This window comes from Rhizobium aethiopicum (assembly GCF_900094625.1).
GTDB lineage: Bacteria > Pseudomonadota > Alphaproteobacteria > Rhizobiales > Rhizobiaceae > Rhizobium > Rhizobium aethiopicum.
In genome coordinates, this window is record NZ_FMAJ01000001.1 from 66,033 (window position 1) to 84,673 (window position 18,641).

16 protein-coding genes and 1 pseudogene are annotated in these 18,641 nt (G+C 61.2%); 12 read left to right on the forward strand and 5 right to left on the reverse strand.

Translation table 11 applies throughout. From position 1 onward, the window contains the following. Positions 1-18: 18 nt before the first annotated feature. The 3 genes from GA0061105_RS00375 to uvrB all read right to left on the reverse strand — a co-directional run bounded on the left by GA0061105_RS00375 (position 19) and on the right by uvrB (position 7,280). Positions 19-3,312: a metal-binding protein gene (locus GA0061105_RS00375; RefSeq protein ID WP_092747286.1), complete on the reverse strand. Its 3,294-nt coding sequence runs from the start codon at positions 3,310-3,312 to the stop codon at positions 19-21. Positions 3,313-3,719: 407 nt separating this feature from the next. Next, a complete protein-coding gene (locus tag GA0061105_RS00380; protein WP_092747288.1) occupies positions 3,720-4,106 on the reverse strand; it encodes a GNAT family N-acetyltransferase in 387 nt (128 codons plus the stop codon). A 186-nt stretch (positions 4,107-4,292) separates the two neighbouring features. Then, the gene (uvrB, locus tag GA0061105_RS00385) at positions 4,293-7,280 is read right to left on the reverse strand and encodes an excinuclease ABC subunit UvrB (RefSeq protein WP_092747290.1); all 2,988 of its coding nucleotides are present in this window, start codon (positions 7,278-7,280) and stop codon (positions 4,293-4,295) included. A gap of 265 nt (positions 7,281-7,545) precedes the next feature. On the opposite strand from uvrB, the gene GA0061105_RS00390 reads away from it, so the two are divergent. The 4 genes and pseudogenes from GA0061105_RS00390 to GA0061105_RS00405 all read left to right on the forward strand — a co-directional run bounded on the left by GA0061105_RS00390 (position 7,546) and on the right by GA0061105_RS00405 (position 9,558). After that, positions 7,546-7,851 carry a DUF982 domain-containing protein gene (locus tag GA0061105_RS00390; protein WP_245304188.1) on the forward strand — a complete coding sequence of 102 codons (306 nt, stop codon included), beginning with the start codon at positions 7,546-7,548 and terminating at the stop codon, positions 7,849-7,851. A gap of 126 nt (positions 7,852-7,977) precedes the next feature. Further along, entirely contained in the window at positions 7,978-8,367 is a 390-nt protein-coding gene (locus GA0061105_RS00395; RefSeq protein WP_092747292.1) for a hypothetical protein, read from the forward strand. 159 nt (positions 8,368-8,526) lie between these two features. Beyond that, a pseudogene (locus GA0061105_RS33165) lies at positions 8,527-8,904 on the forward strand (hypothetical protein). Positions 8,905-9,216: 312 nt separating this feature from the next. After that, the gene (locus GA0061105_RS00405; protein ID WP_092747294.1) at positions 9,217-9,558 is read left to right on the forward strand and encodes a lipoprotein; all 342 of its coding nucleotides are present in this window, start codon (positions 9,217-9,219) and stop codon (positions 9,556-9,558) included. Positions 9,559-9,715: 157 nt separating this feature from the next. On the opposite strand, the gene GA0061105_RS00410 is transcribed toward GA0061105_RS00405, so the two are convergent. Together GA0061105_RS00410 and GA0061105_RS00415 are read right to left on the reverse strand one after the other, a co-directional pair. Next, positions 9,716-10,171, reverse strand: coding sequence for a DUF805 domain-containing protein (locus GA0061105_RS00410; RefSeq protein ID WP_092747296.1), 456 nt, complete (start codon positions 10,169-10,171; stop codon positions 9,716-9,718). Between the two features lie 160 nt (positions 10,172-10,331). After that, positions 10,332-11,093 carry an adenylate/guanylate cyclase domain-containing protein gene (locus GA0061105_RS00415; protein WP_092747298.1) on the reverse strand — a complete coding sequence of 254 codons (762 nt, stop codon included), beginning with the start codon at positions 11,091-11,093 and terminating at the stop codon, positions 10,332-10,334. Between the two features lie 254 nt (positions 11,094-11,347). Between GA0061105_RS00415 and GA0061105_RS00420 the strand changes: the two genes are divergently transcribed. From GA0061105_RS00420 to GA0061105_RS00455, 8 genes are all read left to right on the forward strand, one after another. Continuing rightward, complete coding sequence (locus GA0061105_RS00420) at positions 11,348-12,136, forward strand: DUF899 domain-containing protein (RefSeq protein WP_092747300.1); 789 nt, start codon at positions 11,348-11,350, stop codon at positions 12,134-12,136. A gap of 87 nt (positions 12,137-12,223) precedes the next feature. Beyond that, entirely contained in the window at positions 12,224-12,589 is a 366-nt protein-coding gene (locus GA0061105_RS00425) for a DUF4087 domain-containing protein (protein WP_092747302.1), read from the forward strand. A 136-nt stretch (positions 12,590-12,725) separates the two neighbouring features. Continuing rightward, complete coding sequence (locus tag GA0061105_RS00430) at positions 12,726-13,286, forward strand: NuoB/complex I 20 kDa subunit family protein (protein WP_092747304.1); 561 nt, start codon at positions 12,726-12,728, stop codon at positions 13,284-13,286. A 139-nt stretch (positions 13,287-13,425) separates the two neighbouring features. Further along, entirely contained in the window at positions 13,426-13,803 is a 378-nt protein-coding gene (locus GA0061105_RS00435; protein WP_064691987.1) for a response regulator, read from the forward strand. Between the two features lie 53 nt (positions 13,804-13,856). After that, the gene (locus tag GA0061105_RS00440; RefSeq protein WP_092747306.1) at positions 13,857-14,111 is read left to right on the forward strand and encodes a hypothetical protein; all 255 of its coding nucleotides are present in this window, start codon (positions 13,857-13,859) and stop codon (positions 14,109-14,111) included. Positions 14,112-14,289: 178 nt separating this feature from the next. Next, complete coding sequence (locus tag GA0061105_RS00445) at positions 14,290-15,099, forward strand: class I SAM-dependent methyltransferase (RefSeq protein ID WP_092747308.1); 810 nt, start codon at positions 14,290-14,292, stop codon at positions 15,097-15,099. Between the two features lie 503 nt (positions 15,100-15,602). Then, on the forward strand, positions 15,603-16,853 hold the full coding sequence (locus GA0061105_RS00450) for an MFS transporter (protein ID WP_092747310.1): 1,251 nt from the start codon (positions 15,603-15,605) through the stop codon (positions 16,851-16,853). A 270-nt stretch (positions 16,854-17,123) separates the two neighbouring features. Beyond that, positions 17,124-18,635 carry a DUF1800 domain-containing protein gene (locus tag GA0061105_RS00455; protein ID WP_092747312.1) on the forward strand — a complete coding sequence of 504 codons (1,512 nt, stop codon included), beginning with the start codon at positions 17,124-17,126 and terminating at the stop codon, positions 18,633-18,635. The last annotated feature ends 6 nt before the right edge of the window (positions 18,636-18,641 follow it).

Genomic DNA, 18,641 nt, shown 5'->3' on the forward strand with positions numbered 1-18,641 from the left:
TCCTTCCATGGTTAGCGGCTAGATCAGCGCCTCATGCAGCAGACTAGAAGACGACAGCTCGAACACGTCCTTCACGGCAAGGGTGAAGTCGCGGCTGGTGGTGTTTCCGGCGGCGTCATAGGCCTCGGCGGTAAAGGTCAGGCTGTGGGTGCTTTCGTAGTCGATCGCAGCCTTGGTCTGGATCTTGTTGCCGACGAGCTTGAAGATGCCGTCGGCATCATCCGTCAGCCGCCACTTCACCGGGCCGCCTTCCGGATCGACGGCGGAGAGAAGGCCGACCGAGGTGCCGATCGCGACGTTCTCGGAGATCGAGCTGCGCGAGAAGGAGAGCTTGATCGGCGCCTGGTTGAGCGGTGCCTCGTTGACGTCGAGAACGTTGATCGTGATGTCCTTTTCGACCGTTACCTTGCCGTCGGAGACGGCCACCTTGATCGTGTGAGACTTGGCCGTCTCGTAATCCAGCGCCTTCGAGGTGACGATGCGGTTGCCCTTCAGTCGGAAGTGATCTCCCGCGCCGTCGAGCAGCGTGTAGGTGAGGGGATCGCCGTCAGCATCCTTGGCGCTGAGCAGACCGACCGTGGTCCAGATCGGCGTGTCCTCGGAGAGGACGGTTTTCGAGAGCTGGATATTGGTCGGGGCGGAATTGGCGTCGGGTGTGAAGCTTCCCTTGGCCAGATCGTAGATGCCATCGGCAAAACGCGCGAATTCCATACTATTCAGCGTGTCCGTCCCTTCCTTCGCGCTCGTCAGGATATGATTTCCATTGTCGATCGCGAACGAGTAGTTGGCGAAATTGCCGGAGAAGACCGCCGTGTCGATGCCCGCGCCGCCAAGCAGCACGTCATTGCCGGCGCCGCCCTCGAATCTGTCGTTACCCTCAGTCCCGAAGAAGTAATCGTCGCCGCCGCCGGTCTTGACGTCGATGCCGAAGGCGGTGCCGAAGATGTGGACGTGGCGGTTTGCCAACTCATCGGAGAGATCGGCACGGGCGCTGTCCGTCAGCGTCAGTGCAAGCACATCATTCTCGTAGCCCGGCTCGTCGTATATGACGATCTTGTCGAAGCTTTCGAACTGGGCGGCCGAAGCAAGAACCTCGGCTCCGGCCGTTTCAAGGACTTCGACGTTCTTGATCGTCAGGCCCGCAAGACCGATGAATTCCATGCCCGGAGCCAAAGTCGGCTCGATGACGCGCAACGTGTCCGTACCGGCTCCGCCGTCGACTGTTCCGGAAAGTGCGGAAGAGTGTGACTGCAGGTTGATGGCATCGTTACCATCGCCGGCGTCAATATCGAAGGCTTCAGGGGCGGTGGAAACATTATCGCCATCGGTGATCGTGTCGTCGCCCGTTCCACCCCTGATGACGTCATCGCCGGCCTTGCCATTGATGATGTCGTTGCCCCCATTGCCGTGGAAAACGTCGTTGCCGTCCGTGCCCGTAAAGTCGTCGTTGCCGCCGCCGGTCTTGACGTCAATGCCGGAGACATAACCGGTTATGAAAGCCCCGCGATCTCCCAATTCGTCGGAAAGATCGAGGTGGGCGCTGTCGGTCAATGCCAATGAGGGGCTATAATCGTCGGCCGGATTGTCCGAGTAGACGATCTTATCAAAGCTTTCGAACTGCGCGCTCGAACCGGCAACCAACCATCCCGCCGTTTTAAGGACTTCGATGTTGTCGATCGTCAGGCCCCTGAGCGAGGAGGCTTGCAGAGTATCAATCCCAGCACCTCCATCGATTGTTCCGGAAACCTGTGGAGTGAACGTCTCCACGGTTATGGCATCGTCGCCGTCGCCTGCATCGATGTCGAAGACTTCCGGGAGAAAGCCGCCAAATCCACCATCGGTGATTGTATCGTTGCCGTCGCCGCCGATCAATTTGTCGTTGCCGCCATTTCCAATGATCGTGTCATTGCCGGCGCCGGCGTCGAAAATGTCGTGGCCGTCGGTTCCCGTGAATTGATCGTCGCCGCCGGCGGTCTTGACGTCAATGCCGGAAACGGTGCCGCGGATGCTGGCCGCGCCGTTTCCCAGTTCGTCGGAAAGATCGAGATGGGCGCTGTCCGTCAATGACAATGCGGCGGGAAGGTTCTCGCTCGGATCGTTCGAGTAGACGATCTTGTCGAAGCTTTCGAACTGCGCTGCCGAACCTGACACCAACGATCCCGCCGTTTCAAGGATTTCGATGTTCTTGATCGTCAGGCCGCTTAGCCAGGGCGCTCGCAGAGTATCAATCCCGGCGCCGCCATCGATTGTTCCGGAGAGCGCCGGGGTCTGCAAGGTAATGACATCGTCGCCGTCGCCCGCGTCGATGTCAAAGACTTCAGGGGAAAAGCCGAATGAATCACCATCAAAGATGATGTCGTTGCCCGCTCCAGCCCTGATGACGTCATTGCCGGCATCGCCGAAGATTTCGTCGTCGCCCTTGCCAGCGTCCAACCTGTCATCGCCGGTATTACCGTTGATGTAGTCGTTGCCATCGCCCGTGTCGATAATGTCGTTGGCGGCGGTGCCGATCACGTTGTCCTGAGTGCTTCCGGTCGTGAGGTCGATACCGGATACGTCGTTGTTGCCAGAGATGTAGTTTCGGTCGCCTGCCAGCTCGTCGGAGAGATCGAGATGGGCTCCGTCCGTCAAGACCAAGTTAACGGAAGAATCGGAGCTCGAACCGGTGATCTTGTCGAAGTATTCGAGCTGCGCGGTCGATGCGAAAGTTGCGAATACCCCAGTTTGGAGGATCTCGACGTTTTTGATCGTCAGGTCGTTCAGATTTGTGGCTTCCAGCGTGTCGTTGCCATCGCCGCCATCGACTGTTCCTGATATCTGGAGGAAAGTGTCGTTGAACAAAATCAATTTGTCGTTGCCATCGCCGGCATCTATATTGAAGGTTTCAGCGACATCGGAAAAATAATCTCCGTCGCTAATCGCGTCATCACCCGCGCCGCCCTTGATGACGTCGTTGCCGACGCCGCCGTAAATCTTGTCATTGCCATCGCCGCCATTGAGCAAGTCGTTGCCGGCTTCGCCATTGAGCAAGTCGTTGCCGGCGCCGCCGCTCAGCGTGTCTGCGCCACCACCACTCACTATGGTGTCGTCGCCGGCGCCCGTCGTGATCGTATTGGGGCCGCTCGAGCCCCTGACGCTCGCGGAAACCGAGCCCAACTCGTCGGCGAGGTCTGCCACGCTGGAATCTGAGACGGTGAGGGCGACGGCGGAGAGAGGATTCGCGGCGGAGTAGCGGATAACGTCGTAAGCTTCGAACTCAGCGCCGGTCTTGGTAACTGTGGCGCCGTTCGTGTCGAGAATGTGCAAGGCCATATTCAAACTTTCAAAAGATGCGTTGCATTCAAAACCAGATTCCCCAGAAGAACGGCGGCCGCTGCTCTAGGGAACAACAACCAATTGGGGAATATTTCCTATCTATGTCGGTATTAACAGCTTTTTCAATGCAGAATTGTGACTTTTAAAGGATTTTTAAGGACGACGAATTCGGTTGCCGGAATGCGGAGCGGGAAATGCCCTTCCCGAAAACCGTTCTATATTTTTCGACTGTATGTTTTCGGATCAGCAGACAGACTGCTCGCAGTATAAGGCAACGAAAATCATCTTCCGGGTAAGATTATCTGCCGTTATCGCCGAGCCCGGCCGTCGGCGTTGTTTGTCCTTGGGTGGTGACAAGCTTTGGCTTGTTTTTGACGGAGGCCGCCGCTCCGGAGCGAAAGGTTTCATGCGAGCTTGATGAGACCCGCCGCGGTAGGGGTAAAACCGCAGGCGCGGTAGAGGCCGGTCAGGTGCGGCTCGAAATCGACATGCAGCCACTCGGCGCCGCGCTCGCGGGCAATCCGCGTGGCTTCCCTGACCAACTGCGTGGCGATGCCCTGCCGGCGCATGTCCGGGCGAACGCAGGTGTCGAGGAGGAAGGCATGAATGCCGCCGTCCCAGGCGACATTGACGAAGCCAACGAGCCGGTCGTCGTGATAGGCGCCGATATGGGCGAGGCTGCGGGAGAGGACGGCGGCGAAATCGCGGCTGTGCGGACTGCCCCAGGCGGCGGAAAAGAGGGCGTTCAGTTCGCCGGCGGCGGGGAAGGGGTCGGTGCGTAGTTCCAGCATGGGCGGTTCCTCCGTTCAGCGGGCTTGAAGGATGGAATGGCAGCGCAGGCACATACCGCGACGGCGAAGAGAAAATCCCGTCGAAGGAGAATTGATGCCACGTTGCTTGGCTACGTCGACCGGCCGATGGGCGGTGACGAGCTCCGTCCGTTCCGCGTGCCCGGCGGATCGCCAGCGGCTCGCCGGTTACCGCCCCGGCCGCCCGGTCTTGCCTTTCGTCCGCCCCTTGCGCTTCTGCTCGCCTGGCTCCTCGTAACTCCCGGCGCCAACCCTACCGCGCACAACCGGCCGCACACCGTCATCACGTTCCGGCTGGCCTTCCAGTAATGGCGAGAACCGCTTCGTGCCTTTGGCGGCGTTGGGCTTGTCAGGCACATGGCCGGTCACCGGCTTTTCCGTGCGGCCGACGGTCATTTCGTCGAGGGTGTTGCGGCGGAAGAGGCTTTTGTTGTCGGCGGGGGTGGCGACGTGGCGGCCCATTTCGTCGAGTTCCGGTTTGGCGAAGTAGGTGGCTGTGGCCCCCTCATCCGCCTTGCCGGGCACCGACCGGGGTCGAGCCGCTTGTCTCGACCCTTCCTCCGGACCCCCGGCGGGGAGAAGGGACTCGCGGGTCGCTTGGGCGTTCCGCCTGATGCCTTCCATCGCCTTCGACTCTTCACGCGCCATCGGGTCGTCCATGACGGCCAGCTCGGCAGCCTTGAGGCGTTTGATTTCGTCGCGGAGGCGGGCGGCCTTTTCGAAGTCGAGGTCGGCGGCGGCGTCGCGCATGCTCTTTTCCAGCGCGTTGAGGTGGGCCTGCAGGTTGTTGCCGACCAGGTTGCCGCCGTCGGCGAAGCCTTTGCCCGAGACGCCCGAGATATCGGCGCGGACGTGGTCGCGTTCGTACACGCTGTCGAGGATGTCGGAGATCTTGGCCTTGACGGATTCCGGCGTGATGCCGTTTTCGAGGTTGTAGGCCATCTGTTTTTCGCGACGACGCGCGGTCTCGTCCATGGCACGCTGCATGGAGCCGGTCACTTGGTCGGCATAGAGGATGACCTTGCCGTCGACGTTACGCGCTGCACGACCAATGGTCTGGATCAGCGAGGTCTCGGAGCGCAGGAAGCCTTCCTTGTCGGCGTCGAGAATGGCGACGAAGCCGCATTCGGGAATGTCGAGACCCTCGCGCAGCAGGTTGATGCCGACGAGCACGTCGAAGGCGCCGAGGCGCAGGTCGCGGATGATCTCGATACGCTCCAGCGTGTCGATGTCGGAATGCATGTAGCGCACGCGCACGCCCTGCTCGTGCAGATATTCGGTCAGGTCCTCGGCCATGCGCTTGGTCAGCACGGTGCAGAGGGTGCGGTAGCCCTTGGCCGCGGTCTCGCGGATCTCGCCGAGCACGTCGTCGACCTGGGTGCGGGCCGAGCGGACCTCGACCGGCGGGTCGATCAGGCCTGTGGGGCGGATCACCTGTTCGGCGAAGACGCCGCCGGACTGTTCCATCTCCCAGCCGCCCGGTGTGGCCGAAACGGCAATCGTGTCGGGGCGCATGGCGTCCCATTCCTCGAAGCGCAGCGGCCGGTTGTCCATGCAGGAGGGCAGGCGGAAGCCGTACTCGGCCAGCGTCGCCTTGCGGCGGAAGTCTCCGCGATACATGCCGCCGATCTGCGGCACGGTGACATGGCTCTCGTCGATGAAGACGATGGCGTTGTCGGGTATGTATTCGAACAGTGTCGGCGGCGGATCGCCGGGATCGCGGCCGGTGAGATAACGCGAATAGTTTTCGATGCCCTGGCAGGAGCCTGTGGCTTCCAGCATCTCGATATCGTAGCGGGTGCGCTGCTCCAGGCGCTGGGCCTCCAGCAGGCGGCCGGCCTTCTCAAGCTCGGCGAGGCGCAGCCTGAGCTCCTCCTTGATCGCCTTGATGGCGCCGTTCAGCGTCGGCCGCGGCGTGACATAGTGCGAGTTGGCGTAGATCTTCACCGATTTCAGGTCGCCGGTCTTCTGGCCGGTCAGCGGGTCGAACTCGGTGATGGCGTCGATCTCGTCGCCGAACATGGAGATGCGCCAGGCGGCATCCTCCAGGTGGGCGGGGAAGATCTCAATGGTGTCACCGCGCACGCGAAAACTGCCGCGGGTGAAATCCATGTCGCGGCGCTTATATTGCTGGGCGACGAGATCGGCCAGCAGCTGGCGCTGGTCCAGCCGATCGCCGACATTCATCTGGAAGGTCATGGCCGTATAGGTCTCGACCGAGCCGATACCGTAAATGCAGGAGACCGAGGCGACGATGATGCAATCGTCGCGCTCGAGCAGCGAGCGCGTTGCCGAGTGGCGCATGCGGTCGATTTGCTCGTTGATCGAGCTTTCCTTCTCGATATAGGTGTCGGAGCGCGGCACATAGGCTTCCGGCTGGTAATAATCGTAGTAGGAAACGAAATATTCCACCGCATTGTCGGGGAAGAAGTTCTTGAATTCGGAGTAGAGCTGGGCGGCCAGCGTCTTGTTCGGCGCCAGGATGACGGCCGGGCGCTGCGTTTCCTCGATCACCTTGGCCATGGTGAAGGTCTTGCCGGAGCCGGTGACGCCGAGCAGCACCTGGCTGCGCTCGCCGCTCTGCAAGCCCTCGACGAGATCGCGGATCGCCGTCGGCTGGTCACCGGCGGGCTTGTATTCGGAGTCCATGCGGATGGTGATGCCGCCTTCGGATTTATCCGGGCGGGCAGGGCGGTGCGGCGTCCAAATCTTGCCGTTCTTGTGCAGCGGGTTGCCGCTTTCGATCAGCTTCGACAGCGCCTCCACCGTGGCGGTGACGCCGCCGGGCGCCAGATTGCCGGCATCCTCCAACGAGATGTCGAGACCGGCCACCGGGTTGAGACCAGCGGCGGCGCGGGTCTTCGGGTCCGAGGAGCCGCCGATCGAGACTCCGCGCGCCGTTTTGCTCGCCGTAGCCTTCTTGTTGACGCTGACGGCTTCCGAATGTTTGCGCGCCTGGTTTTCCACCGCCTTGCGGTGCTTGCCCGCTTTCGAGGCGATTTCGCGCTGGCTCTCGACGCCGGAGGCTTCGGCATCCGCCTCCAGCTGCTTCACCCAATCGGCAACGGAGCCGGAAAGCGGGGCGCCTTCAAAGGACGATTGCGGGGCTTCCTCGAAACCATTCGAGGTCGGAGATTTTTTCGGAGATCTGGCCATGGCGCGAATATGGAGAGAGTCAGCGCGAAAGGGAAGAGGGGAAGAGTACAAAAGGGAAACGAATGAATCGTTCGGATTGGCTCAACAATTGCCCCGGCACCGGGTCGCAAGGCCGGCGCACCGCCCCCGCCCTTCAAGGCCTCTGCGCGGCGCATTCAGGGTGAGGCCCTCTTGGGCGCGGGGGCCCCACCGGCCGTCCGCGGGACCCGCACTGGAACCGTGATTGGCCTTTAGCAGTTAGTCAGATACCCTTTCAGCTTCAGGTGTGACTACCATTATCGACCATTCCGCGTTCTGGAAGAAACCGATCTCGATCGATCTTGATACTGGCGAACGGCTGGTTCTCCGCTCACCGCAGGATGCACTTTACGCACTCATTTCCGACTGGCCGGTCAATGGCGGCGTCCATCAGCAGAGGGCGATCGATTTCTGCCGGGCTTGGCTTGCCGGGCGTATGCCGGCTGAAACGGTGCGGCAGGCCTTCATCCTCGCGGCCTTGGAGGCGGGGGTGGCGATCGACGAAAATGATGGGAATGGGGGGGCAAACTCCTCTTCAGATCGTCCGGTATAGATGGAGTGGCGCGGTCACATGCGCGGTGTCGACAATGTCTATTTTCATGTATTGCAAATATTGTTCCCGTTGTGTTTGTAGGAATTCGCAGCGTTGGTCGCGGCGATTCTTTGGAGATTCATCTTAATGAGAATAAAAGTGCTTGCTTGTGCTGCCCTGCTGATGCTGGCGGGCTGCAACGCCCCCGTTTCGCAATCCGTTGCAGATTCCCAGCGTCCTCCCTCCAGTGACATCAGGCAGAACTTCATCGATATCGTATTCAAGAGAAGTTATAGACACGAAGCGGGCGAAGTCGTCTGGGCTCGGATTTCAAGCGTGGTGCTGCTCGAGCCCGAGAAGAAGATCTATGCTTATTGTGTGCGGGTGGTGCCCAAGCGCAGCTGGGGCGACTGGGCCTATCTCGGCGTTTCCTTTACGGAAGCCCAAATCCTCGGCGCAACGGCGAATGACTATCGTTGCAAGGACAAGCGGCTGCGCTACTACCCGTTTCCTGAGCTGACCGGCATGAAGACCTGACGCAGGACAAGGGCTTCGGCCGCGTCGCCGTTCAAGCGCTCGTTGAGCCGCGGCTCGCATCTGCGCGGCCTGAGAGGGGGGAGCCGCGAAGCACAGGCTTACAGCCACCAGCTTCTTTAAATCCCATTTGTCGGCCTTTGGCAAAGCGAGATCAACTGAATGAAGATTAGATCCCTTGCTTACGCTGCCCTGATGCCTCTGGCGGGCTGCCAAACTCCGGCGCCGCAATCCGTCGCAGATTCGCAGCGCCCGCCGTCCAGCTCCGTCCGACGCGAGTACGTCGACGCTCTGCAGCGAACGATAAAGCCGGGGAACTTCGTAAAGGCCGAGATTTCCCAGCGTGGTTCTACTTAATCCGGAAAAGCAGATATATGCCATTGCACGCGCACGACGGAACGCAGCAACCCGAACTGGTCCTATATCGGCCTGGGCTTGCAACACGATATGATACTGTACCTGAAAAAGAACGACCATCGCTGCCACGATAAGCGACTGCGGTACCATGATTTTCGGGAACTGCGGAACATGAAGCACTAGGCACAGACGGGACATTTGCCGGCCTCGCCAGCAACCGTCCGGGCGCCGTCAAAACCAGAGATTCCTCACACATCGGCCGTCGGAAGGAAGGCCGTTGGGCGTGTCCAATCAATCGAAATCGTCGATCGGCAGGTCGGCGACGAGCTATCGGGCGCGCGCGATCGATCCCTCAGACGCATGGTCCGCAGCATCGATCCATCTCCGGCAAGTTGAATGCATGCGCCGTGAATAAAAGTCTGTGGTTGAAGGCTCACCCATCTCCCGCAGTGCGGGCGGCAATGTTACAGCTGCCGCGGGAATTGGGGACCATTCATGAAAAAGATCATTATTGCACTCGTGGCCGCCGCGGCACTGGCCGGCTGCGCCAAACGTCCTGACGCCATCGTTCAGGTGGATATTCCGATGGCGGCCTATACGAACCTTAGCTGCCAGGCGCTCGCCGTTGAACTCAAGAAAGAGAGGGCCAAGCTCGATGATCTGTCCAAGCAGCAGATCAGCGCGGCGAACGGTGATGCGTTCGGCGTCTTCCTCGTCGGCGTACCAATCGGCAGCGTCGCCGGCGGAGACAAGGAAGGGGAAATTGCTGCGTCCAAAGGCAAGGTCTCGGCTATGCAGTCGGCCGGCATGAGCAAGGGCTGCAAGCTGCCCGGGTGATAGCGCGTTCGTCAGGACCACTAGGATCTCTAGGCATTGCATCAGTTTATGCTCAGGAGATACTTGGTGTTGGAGGCGGACTGCGCATTCCGCAGTCCGCGCAACGGATAGGCCGTGCCAGCGAAGTTAAGCCGCGAGGACCGTCCTCACAGTTTGCTCAAGCAAAGACGGCTTCCCTGGAATCATCCGCTGTCGACGCCCTGCAGTACCATGCGAGGACGACAACCGTTCCAATGGGAAATAATAGTCCGAGAAGCTGCCACCATCCGCTGCGGTTGGTGTCGTGAAGGCGTCGGGCGGCCATGGCGATCGACGGAAGAAACGTAGCCAGCGACCAGATCAGGTTCAAGGTTTCGGTCCGATCCACGACGTACAAAGCGATCGCGACGAGAAGGACGAAGAGCACCGAATACCAGAATTCCGATCGGCTCGCTCTGCCGCTGAAGTTCACGTAGTTCTTGAAAAAGCTTCCGATCGCCTGGACGAAACCCATGGCTTGCGGCAAGCCGCCGAAGCGGTTCGGCCCGGGCAGCGGTTTTCTGAAGACGAAGATCAATGGTACGCCGATCAGGATCAAGACGATCAACCAGTGAAACAAAGAAAAGCTGCCCATTAGATACCCCACTGTTGAAACAGCTCAGAGATAAGCGATGTTCGTTTCCGGAGGATTAACCGGCTTGTAATCCGATGTCTTGACAATCACAGCGTGAGAAAACTGCAGCTGCCATGGGGGCGGCGGGATGATGCTTTAAGAAGGCCGCAATCGCCGTCGTTTAGCGCTTGACCAGAACGCGTGCCTGCACCGGCTGTTCGATGCCCTTCAGCGTCAGCATTCGCGTCTCGGCGTCTGCCGCGAGTTCGGGAGCCTTCGCGGCTGTTTCGGCCGAGATCAGGATTTCGCCGGCAGCCGCCTGGGATTCGAGTCGTGCGGCCTGGTTGACGACGCCGCCGATCGCGGTGAAATCGCTGCGGAAGCTCGAGAATTCGCCGATCTGGACTTCGCCGGAATGGATGCCTACGCCGACGCCCAAGGGCAGGGCGTCAAGTGTCAGTCCGCCTAGCGCCGCAGCGCAGTTCCGCTGGATCTCCCGAGCGGCGCCGATCGCGGCGCTGGCGTGATCCTTGCGGATGATTGGGAAATTGAAGATCGCCATCAGGCCGTCGCCCATCTGTTTGTTGACGATGCCGTCATGTGCCCAGATCGCCTGGGCGCAGCGATCCTGGAACAGGCTGACGATTTCGCTCAAGCGCACCGCCTCGATACGCTCGGAAAGATCGGTAAAGCCCCTGATGTCGGCGAACAGGATGGTAGCGTCGACGGTGATCTGGCGCTGCTTCTTCACATATTGGAAGGAGCGCTCGCAGATGGTGCAGATATCGGGGTTCATCTTGCTGCGGGTAATGCCGAGGGCGCGGAAGGGAAGCGCGAGCGGGCCGCCGATCGGGATCGGCATATGCATCTGATCCCAGCAGCCGCGGCAAATCCTGGCGCTGCCGTGCCTTGCCTGCTCCGTGAAGGTGAATTCTGTCGTCATGTCGCGCGATCCAGTGGTCGTGGTGAAGCTTCCGTCAACATGTGGGTTTTGGCAACTGTTGTGTTGGTCGAGGAGATCTCATCTGCGCACCAGCTGCGTTGGCCTACGGACCAACTGCGTTGGCCGTGGGATGACAGACACACTTGTTACTCCCACTGTTCGATGCCCGATGCGAAACTATCTCCGACCAATCGCGATGCACCGGCTTTCGGACAGGAAGCGCGGGAACTCGCCCCATAGAGGAGATCGAAGCAATGACTGCAACAGCCGAGAATGGAAAGGGCGGACAGGCCATGCAGAGGCCGCCCGTTGTCTCGCAGGATGCCTGGGAGGCGGCTCACAGGCAGCTTCTCGTGAAGGAAAAGGCGCATACGCGCGCCCGTGACGCGCTTGCCGCCGAACGGCGGCGTATGCCGTGGATGGCGGTCGAGAAGAACTATGTCTTCGAGGGGCCGAAGGGCAGTATGAGCCTGCTCGATCTATTCGAGGGGCGGCGTCAGCTCATCCTCTACCGCGCCTTCTACGAGCCCGGCGTCTTCGGCTGGCCCGAGCAAGCATGCCGCGGCTGTTCGATGGTGGCCGATCAGGTCGCCCATGTTGCCCATCTCAACGCTCGCGATACGACACTGGTCTTCGCCTCGCGCGCGCCGCAGGCCGATATCACCAGGCTGAAGGCGCGGATGGGCTGGACGATGCCGTGGGTGACGGTCACCGACGACTTCGACAAGGATTTCGGCGTCGACGAATGGCACGGGACCAATGTTTTTTATCGCGACGGCGAGCGCATCTTCCGCACCTATTTCGTCAACAATCGCGGCGACGAGCAGATGGGCGGCACCTGGAACTATCTCGACATCACGCCGCTTGGCCGCCAGGAGGTCTGGGAGGATTCGCCAGAGGGCTATCCGCAGACTGCGACCTACAAATGGTGGAACTGGCACGACAGTTACGTTGCCGATGCCGAGCCTGATAAGAAATGGGTCGAGGTCTCCGACGCCGGCGAGGCGGCGTTCCGGGAGGAAAGCACGAAGGCGAAATCGTGAGCGTTGGCGCGACGATTGAGATCTGAATAGCCCAGTTGCCTTGCCGGCCACTGACCATTCATAGTGGCCGGCGAAGCGGAGGGGGTGATGATGAGATTGCATGCGTTTGTTTTGATGATGCTTCTCGCACCTGCGGCGGCGCATGCCGAAAGGCGCTGCGGCTGGCTGGAAAATCCCTCGATGCGGAACTGGTCGCTCCTAGATGCCGACGGCGGCTGGATCATCATGGAGAATGGCAGCGGCTACAAGGCCGAGGGAATGGACAAGATTCCCGACCTTACGACCGGCGAATATGTCTACACCTATGCCGCGCACGGCTATGGCTGCGCCTGCATGGACGTGGAGACGGACGGCGAGGAAGGGATCAGCCGCATCCATTCCGTGCGGCAATTGCCGCTTTCCCGATGCCGGAGCGATCCCGCCATTCGCTGGTTCCTCGATAGGGACGAGTGATCGGGCAGGTGATTCCTTCGGCGTTGAGGGCTGCATCTTAGAGACATGTGACAAAATTTCGTCGGTCATCGTACTGGGGCACGGCTGGAACTTTGTCGTCTGCGCTGTGTTTGAGGTCGGCTCACAGGAGACGACGATGCCGTTCTTCACGCAACCGCACCCGGCGCCGGGCAATTTCCAGTTCCCCAGCGAACAGCGGCAGGGCGACCCGATGATGGGCACCATCAATGCCGAGCTTGCCGACAAGGGTTTTCTCGTTACCAGCACCGACGAACTCATTACCTGGGCGCGCACGGGTTCGCTGATGTGGATGACCTTCGGTCTTGCCTGCTGCGCCATCGAGATGATGCAGATGTCCATGCCGCGCTATGACATAGAGCGCTTCGGCGTCGCCCCGCGCGGAAGCCCAAGGCAGTCGGATCTGATGATCGTGGCGGGTACGCTGTGCAACAAGATGGCGCCTGCGCTGCGCAAGGTTTACGACCAGATGCCTGAACCGCGCTATGTCATCTCCATGGGCTCCTGCGCCAATGGCGGCGGCTATTACCACTATTCCTATTCGGTGGTACGCGGATGCGACAGGATCGTGCCCGTCGATATCTATGTTCCCGGATGTCCACCCACGGCCGAAGCATTGCTCTACGGCATCCTGCTTCTGCAGCGGAAGATTCGGCGCAACGGCAGCATCGAGCGATAGCTGCCGGTGCCTTTACGGGTTTGCTTACCATTTTTCGAACGGCCGTTTTTTAGCGGAAACTTTCGAGCCGCGAGTTGCGTTAGGAAGGTGGCCGTAGATTGTGCCCAGCGGCGAGCCTGCCATGGGAGGAGAAGTATCCATGAAAGTCATGATCGTCGAAGATGAGAACTTCATCGCTCTGGAACTGGAACGAATCGCGCAGGATGCGGGACACCAGACCGTCGGGCCGGTTTCGACGATCGAACAGGCGCTGGCCTATGCTCCGAAAAGCGACGTCGCGCTTGTCGATCTCAGCCTCGCCGACGGCCTCAGCGGCGCTCAGCTCGCCCGTCGGCTGATCGACCGCTTCGGCGTCGACGTCATCTTCGTCACCGGTAGTCCGGAGAATGTCGGAAACGGCATCGAGGGTGCGCTCGACGTCATCCCCAAACCCTTTACCGACGACAGGATCGCCGGCGCGCTCTCGCGGGCCCAGGCGCTGCGCAGAGACTACGAAGGCAAGAACGCTGTTTTCTGAGCAAACAGAGTCGTGTTCTTCCGTTGCTGTTGTCGCCGGGAGGAGACGCCAGGATGAAGCATGCGCTCATTGCCCTTTTCTTCGTCCTCACGGCCTGCGCCAGCACCGCCGGCGAACCGCAGCCTCTCCCGGGCAGTCTCACCTATGGCGGCAAGACCATCCATTCGCCCTATCGCCCGGGAACGGCGGTCCAGCACACCTTTCTCGGAGCGTTCGGAGATCGGGTCTTCGAGACCTATGTCGTTCAACCTGATGGGACGCTCAAGCTGACCTCGCAGAACATGGGGCCGGATTTTCTCTGGCGGTGAGCAAGGTCGGGCCGGCGGTAAACTTCTCTCGATACAACCGCGCCCCCTTGCTGATCCACGACAGATATCATGGTGCTCCCAAGCTGGTCCGTCGTCCCGACTGCATCCTGCTTGCGACGGCTGCCACGTGGAACCATAATCATAGGCGCACACGTGGTCCTTGAACGGGGAGGCTTCGATGCCGTCGAGTTTCAATGTCGAAAGTGCCGATGGTTACGAACAACTGATGGGGCGATGGAGCCGGAGGCTGGCGCCGATGCTGATCGATTTCGCGGGGTTGGCGGATGGGGATCACGTGATCGATGTCGGCTGCGGCACCGGCAGCCTGGCATTCACACTGGCGGAGAGGCCAGGCCTGCGGGAGATCGCGGCGATCGACTATTCGCCGGTTTTCGTCGCGGCGGCGCAGGCGCGCAACACTGATCCCAGAATCACGATCCAACAGGCGGATGCCTGTGCGCTGCCCTTCGAGAATGACCGTTTCGACAGGGCGATATCGCTGCTCGTGCTGCATTTCGTGCCGGAGGCGGGCAAGGCGGTGGCCGAGATGGCGCGTGTCGTGCGGGCCGGCGGCGTGGTCGCGGCCGCCGTCTGGGACCATTACGGCGGCATGTCGGGCATGCGGATGATGTGGGATACCGTCGTCATGCTCGACGAGAACGCGCTGCCGCTGCGTCGCAAATATTGTTTTCAGCCGATGATGCGCCCGGGGGAGATGAAAAATAGCTTCATCGCCCGGGGTCTTGCCGATGTCGAGGAGACCTCGCTCCTGATCCGGATGGATTACCTTTCCTTCGACGACTACTGGCAACCGATCGCGGCCGGCGAGGGGCCGCTTGGAAGGTATGTTGCCGGATTGGAGCCGGAGAAGCGAAAGGCCGTCGATGCTGCCGTTCGGGCGGCTTACGAGGCGGGGGAGCCCGATGGACCACGGTCATTCGCGTCGGTGGCATGGGCGTGCCGGGGCAGGGTGCCGGAGGCCGGTTAGGCGCAGTGTGCCGGCGACAGTGTGCATCGGGAAGCGTAATTGGACTCGATGCATGGTTCCGTGAGGAAAATGTTCGGATTATCGCGGGAGCCTCTTCGATCTGGTTTCCGCAAGGCCAAACTATGCCTGACGGGATCAAAGCTTTTTGCCGGATCTGTGGTGGGCGGATTTCGAAATCTGGAGCATTGGTGGGACAGCCGCCCGCATTGGATCGACCTCGCCGCGGCGATCGAGCGTCATCGCGGAAATTGAACTCTCAAGTATCGGCCGTCGAAGGTAGCTGGCTACCTCGATACACGCTGGCTGCAGCACCTCGAATGGGTGCGACATAATGCGCCCGCGATCACGTTGAACGTGATGGAACGAGGGCAGCATCGCTGACGTTCCGTGCCGCTATCCCCGGACCGCAGTCCCCGGCAGCGCAACCCGCCCGTTTCGGGCACCCCTTCCGACGGCATCCGGAACTGCCCGCCTCGCCGCCGCTTTCGGACGGAGGAATTCATATGTCCGCTTTGGAAAGCCTGCGCCTGTTGACGCCGCAGCAGCGCAACACCGTCATTGCCAGCTATCTCGGCTGGACGCTCGATGCTTTCGATTTCTTCATTCTCGTCTTCGTTCTCAAATATATCGCCGAGGAGTTTCATACCGACATCCCCGCCGTCTCGGCGGCGATCTTCCTGACACTCGCAATGCGGGCGTTCGGCGCACTGATCTTCGGACTGGCGGCCGACCGTTACGGGCGGCGCATCACGCTGATGGCGGACGTGCTGCTCTACTCCGTTTTCGAGTTCCTGACCGGTTTTTCCACGGGGCTGACCATGTTTCTGGTGCTGAGGGCGCTCTACGGCATCGCCATGGGCGGCGAATGGGGCGTGGGCGCATCGCTGGTCATGGAGACCGTGCCGGAAGAGAGCCGCGGCATCGTTTCGGGCATCCTGCAGGCGGGGTATCCCTCGGGCTATCTCATCGCCTCGATCGTGTTCTTCCTGCTCTTTCCCGTCATCGGCTGGCGCGGCATGTTCTTCGTCGGCGCGGCTCCGGCGCTGCTCGTACTCTACATCAGGCGCAATGTGGAAGAGAGCCCGGCCTTCCTGAAGCGGCAAGCCGAGGGGCGCCGGCCGTTCCTCACCGTTCTGCGCGAAAATACTCCGCTGTTCATCTGGGCGGTGCTGCTGATGACGGCATTCAACGTCTTCAGCCACGGTACGCAGGATATCTATCCGACCTTCCTCGAAACACAACGCAACTATTCGAGCTACACGGTCGGCGCCATCGCCATCGTTTATAATATCGGGGCGATCTGCGGCGGGCTGTTCTTCGGGGCGCTGTCGCAGCGGATCGGCCGCAAGCGGGCGATCGTCACGGCAGCGCTGATCGCCGTGCCTGTCGCGCCGCTCTGGGCCTATGCGCCGGGGCCGGTTCTGCTCGCCATCGGTGCCTTCCTGATGCAGTTCTTCGTGCAGGGCGCCTGGGGCATCGTGCCGGTGCATCTGAACGAGCTGTCGCCGGACGAGGTGCGCGGCACCTTTCCGGGCTTCGCCTACCAGCTCGGCAACCTGCTTGCATCGGGCAATGCGACGCTGCAGGCGGGACTTGCCGCCCGCTGGGACGGCGACTACGCCTATGCGCTGCTGATCGTCGCTGCGGTGGTGGCGCTGGTCGTCGCGGCTCTGGCGGGCTTCGGCTATGAGAAGAAGGATGTGCGCTTCGGCACGGAGGAGGCCGAGGGACCGCATGGCGCGATGCGAATCTAACGCTGCTGGGCGGTCAAAGAGGCCGGCGGCAGGTGTCGCCGGCCACATTTTTATCTGCCTCAGGAACTTTACCTCTCCACCACTTTAATGGGGTCGATGCGGAAGGGGTCGGCCTCAGCAATCGGAGCATCGTCAGATTCCTTGAATAAATGTGAGCGTTTTCAGTGGATTACAAATCGTCCATGTCGTGATATCGCCGCATTTCCTACAGAATCCCGTCGCATTCGACTGCCAGCCTGTCACCATCAAGTGATCAGGAGTTGATCGGCAATGAGCCTCTCTTTCCCGACGATGGCGGCGATCCGGTTCGGTTATGGTTTCCGGCCGGGCGAGGCGGCGCCCCAGAGCAAGGATGAGCTGATCGGGCAGCTGTCCAAGGGGGCGGCCGCGACGCCGGATTTCCCGCTCGGCGGCCCCGACATGCGTCACCGGGCGATCCTCAGCCTGCAGGCGCAGTTGAAGCAAATTCGGGAGGATGCCAAGACGGTGACCGACGATTCGGCGCGGCGCGAAATGCGCAAGGGCGTGCAGCGCCAGGCGCAGCAGCAGTTCCAGCACGATGTAAACCTGCGGCTGATGCAGACGGTGCTGTCACCCTACGGCTTTTACGAGCGGCTTTCGACCTTCTGGACCGATCATTTTTCCACCAGCGCCAACAAGAGCCTGCTGATGCGCCTTATTGTGCCGCTCTACGAGGCCGAGGCGATCCGGCCGTTTATGTCGGGCAGGTTCGGCGATCTCCTGCGCAGCGCCACCGCGCATCCCGCCATGCTGATCTATCTCGACCAGGCGGATTCGCTCGGGCCCGAGTCGGCCGGTGGCATCAAGCGCAACAAGGGGCTCAATGAAAACCTCGGCCGCGAACTTCTCGAACTGCACACGCTCGGCGCAGGCAGCGGCTACACCCAGGCGGATGTCACTGCTGCGGCCATGGTGCTGACGGGGCTCACAATCGATCGCAAGGAGATGGACATCGCCTTCCGGCCGAACATGTCCGAACCCGGTGCGCATGAGGTCCTCGGTGTCAGCTACGGTGGGCGCCGGCGCTCGCGCGACGACTATCTCGACATGCTCGACGACCTCTCGGTTCATCCGAAGACGGCGGCGCATATCAGCCGAAAGCTCGCGGTGCATTTCGTCTCCGACCAGCCGGACGAGGGCATGGTGTCCGATATGGCAGCGGCCTGGAAAAAGACGGATGGCGATCTCACCGCCGTCTACACCGCCATGCTCGACCATCCCGCCGCCTGGCAAAACGAAGGCGCCAAGGCGCGCCAGCCTTTCGATTTTGTCGTCGCAGGTCTGAGGGCGCTGAATGCGGGGCCGGTCAACGGCGTCGTCGGCAGTTTCCTGGCGGCCAACCAGCAGGGCACGGACGAGGGCGACATGGCGGCGAACACGCCTGGATTGGCAGGGGCGCCGGTGACGACGGATCCAGCCGGCGAGGCGAGAGACAAGCGGCTGAAGGCTTTCCGGACGGCGCGGACGTTGGGGCAGGGGGCGCTGCAGCGCATGGGCCAGCCGACCTGGCTGCCGCCGAGCCCGGCCGGTTTCGAGGAAGGTTTTTCCGCCTGGATCACCGGCAGCCAGCTCGCTGAGCGGCTGGCCTGGGCCAGGCGGGCTGCGGCACAGTTCGGCCGCGACGAGGATCCGCGCGAGTTCCTGAGATCGACGCTTGCCGATGCGGCGCGCGACGAGACGATCCGCGTGGTGTCGCAGGCGCCGAACAAGATCAGCGGCCTGACGCTGGTGCTGGCATCGCCGGAATTCAACCGCCGATAGGAGGCT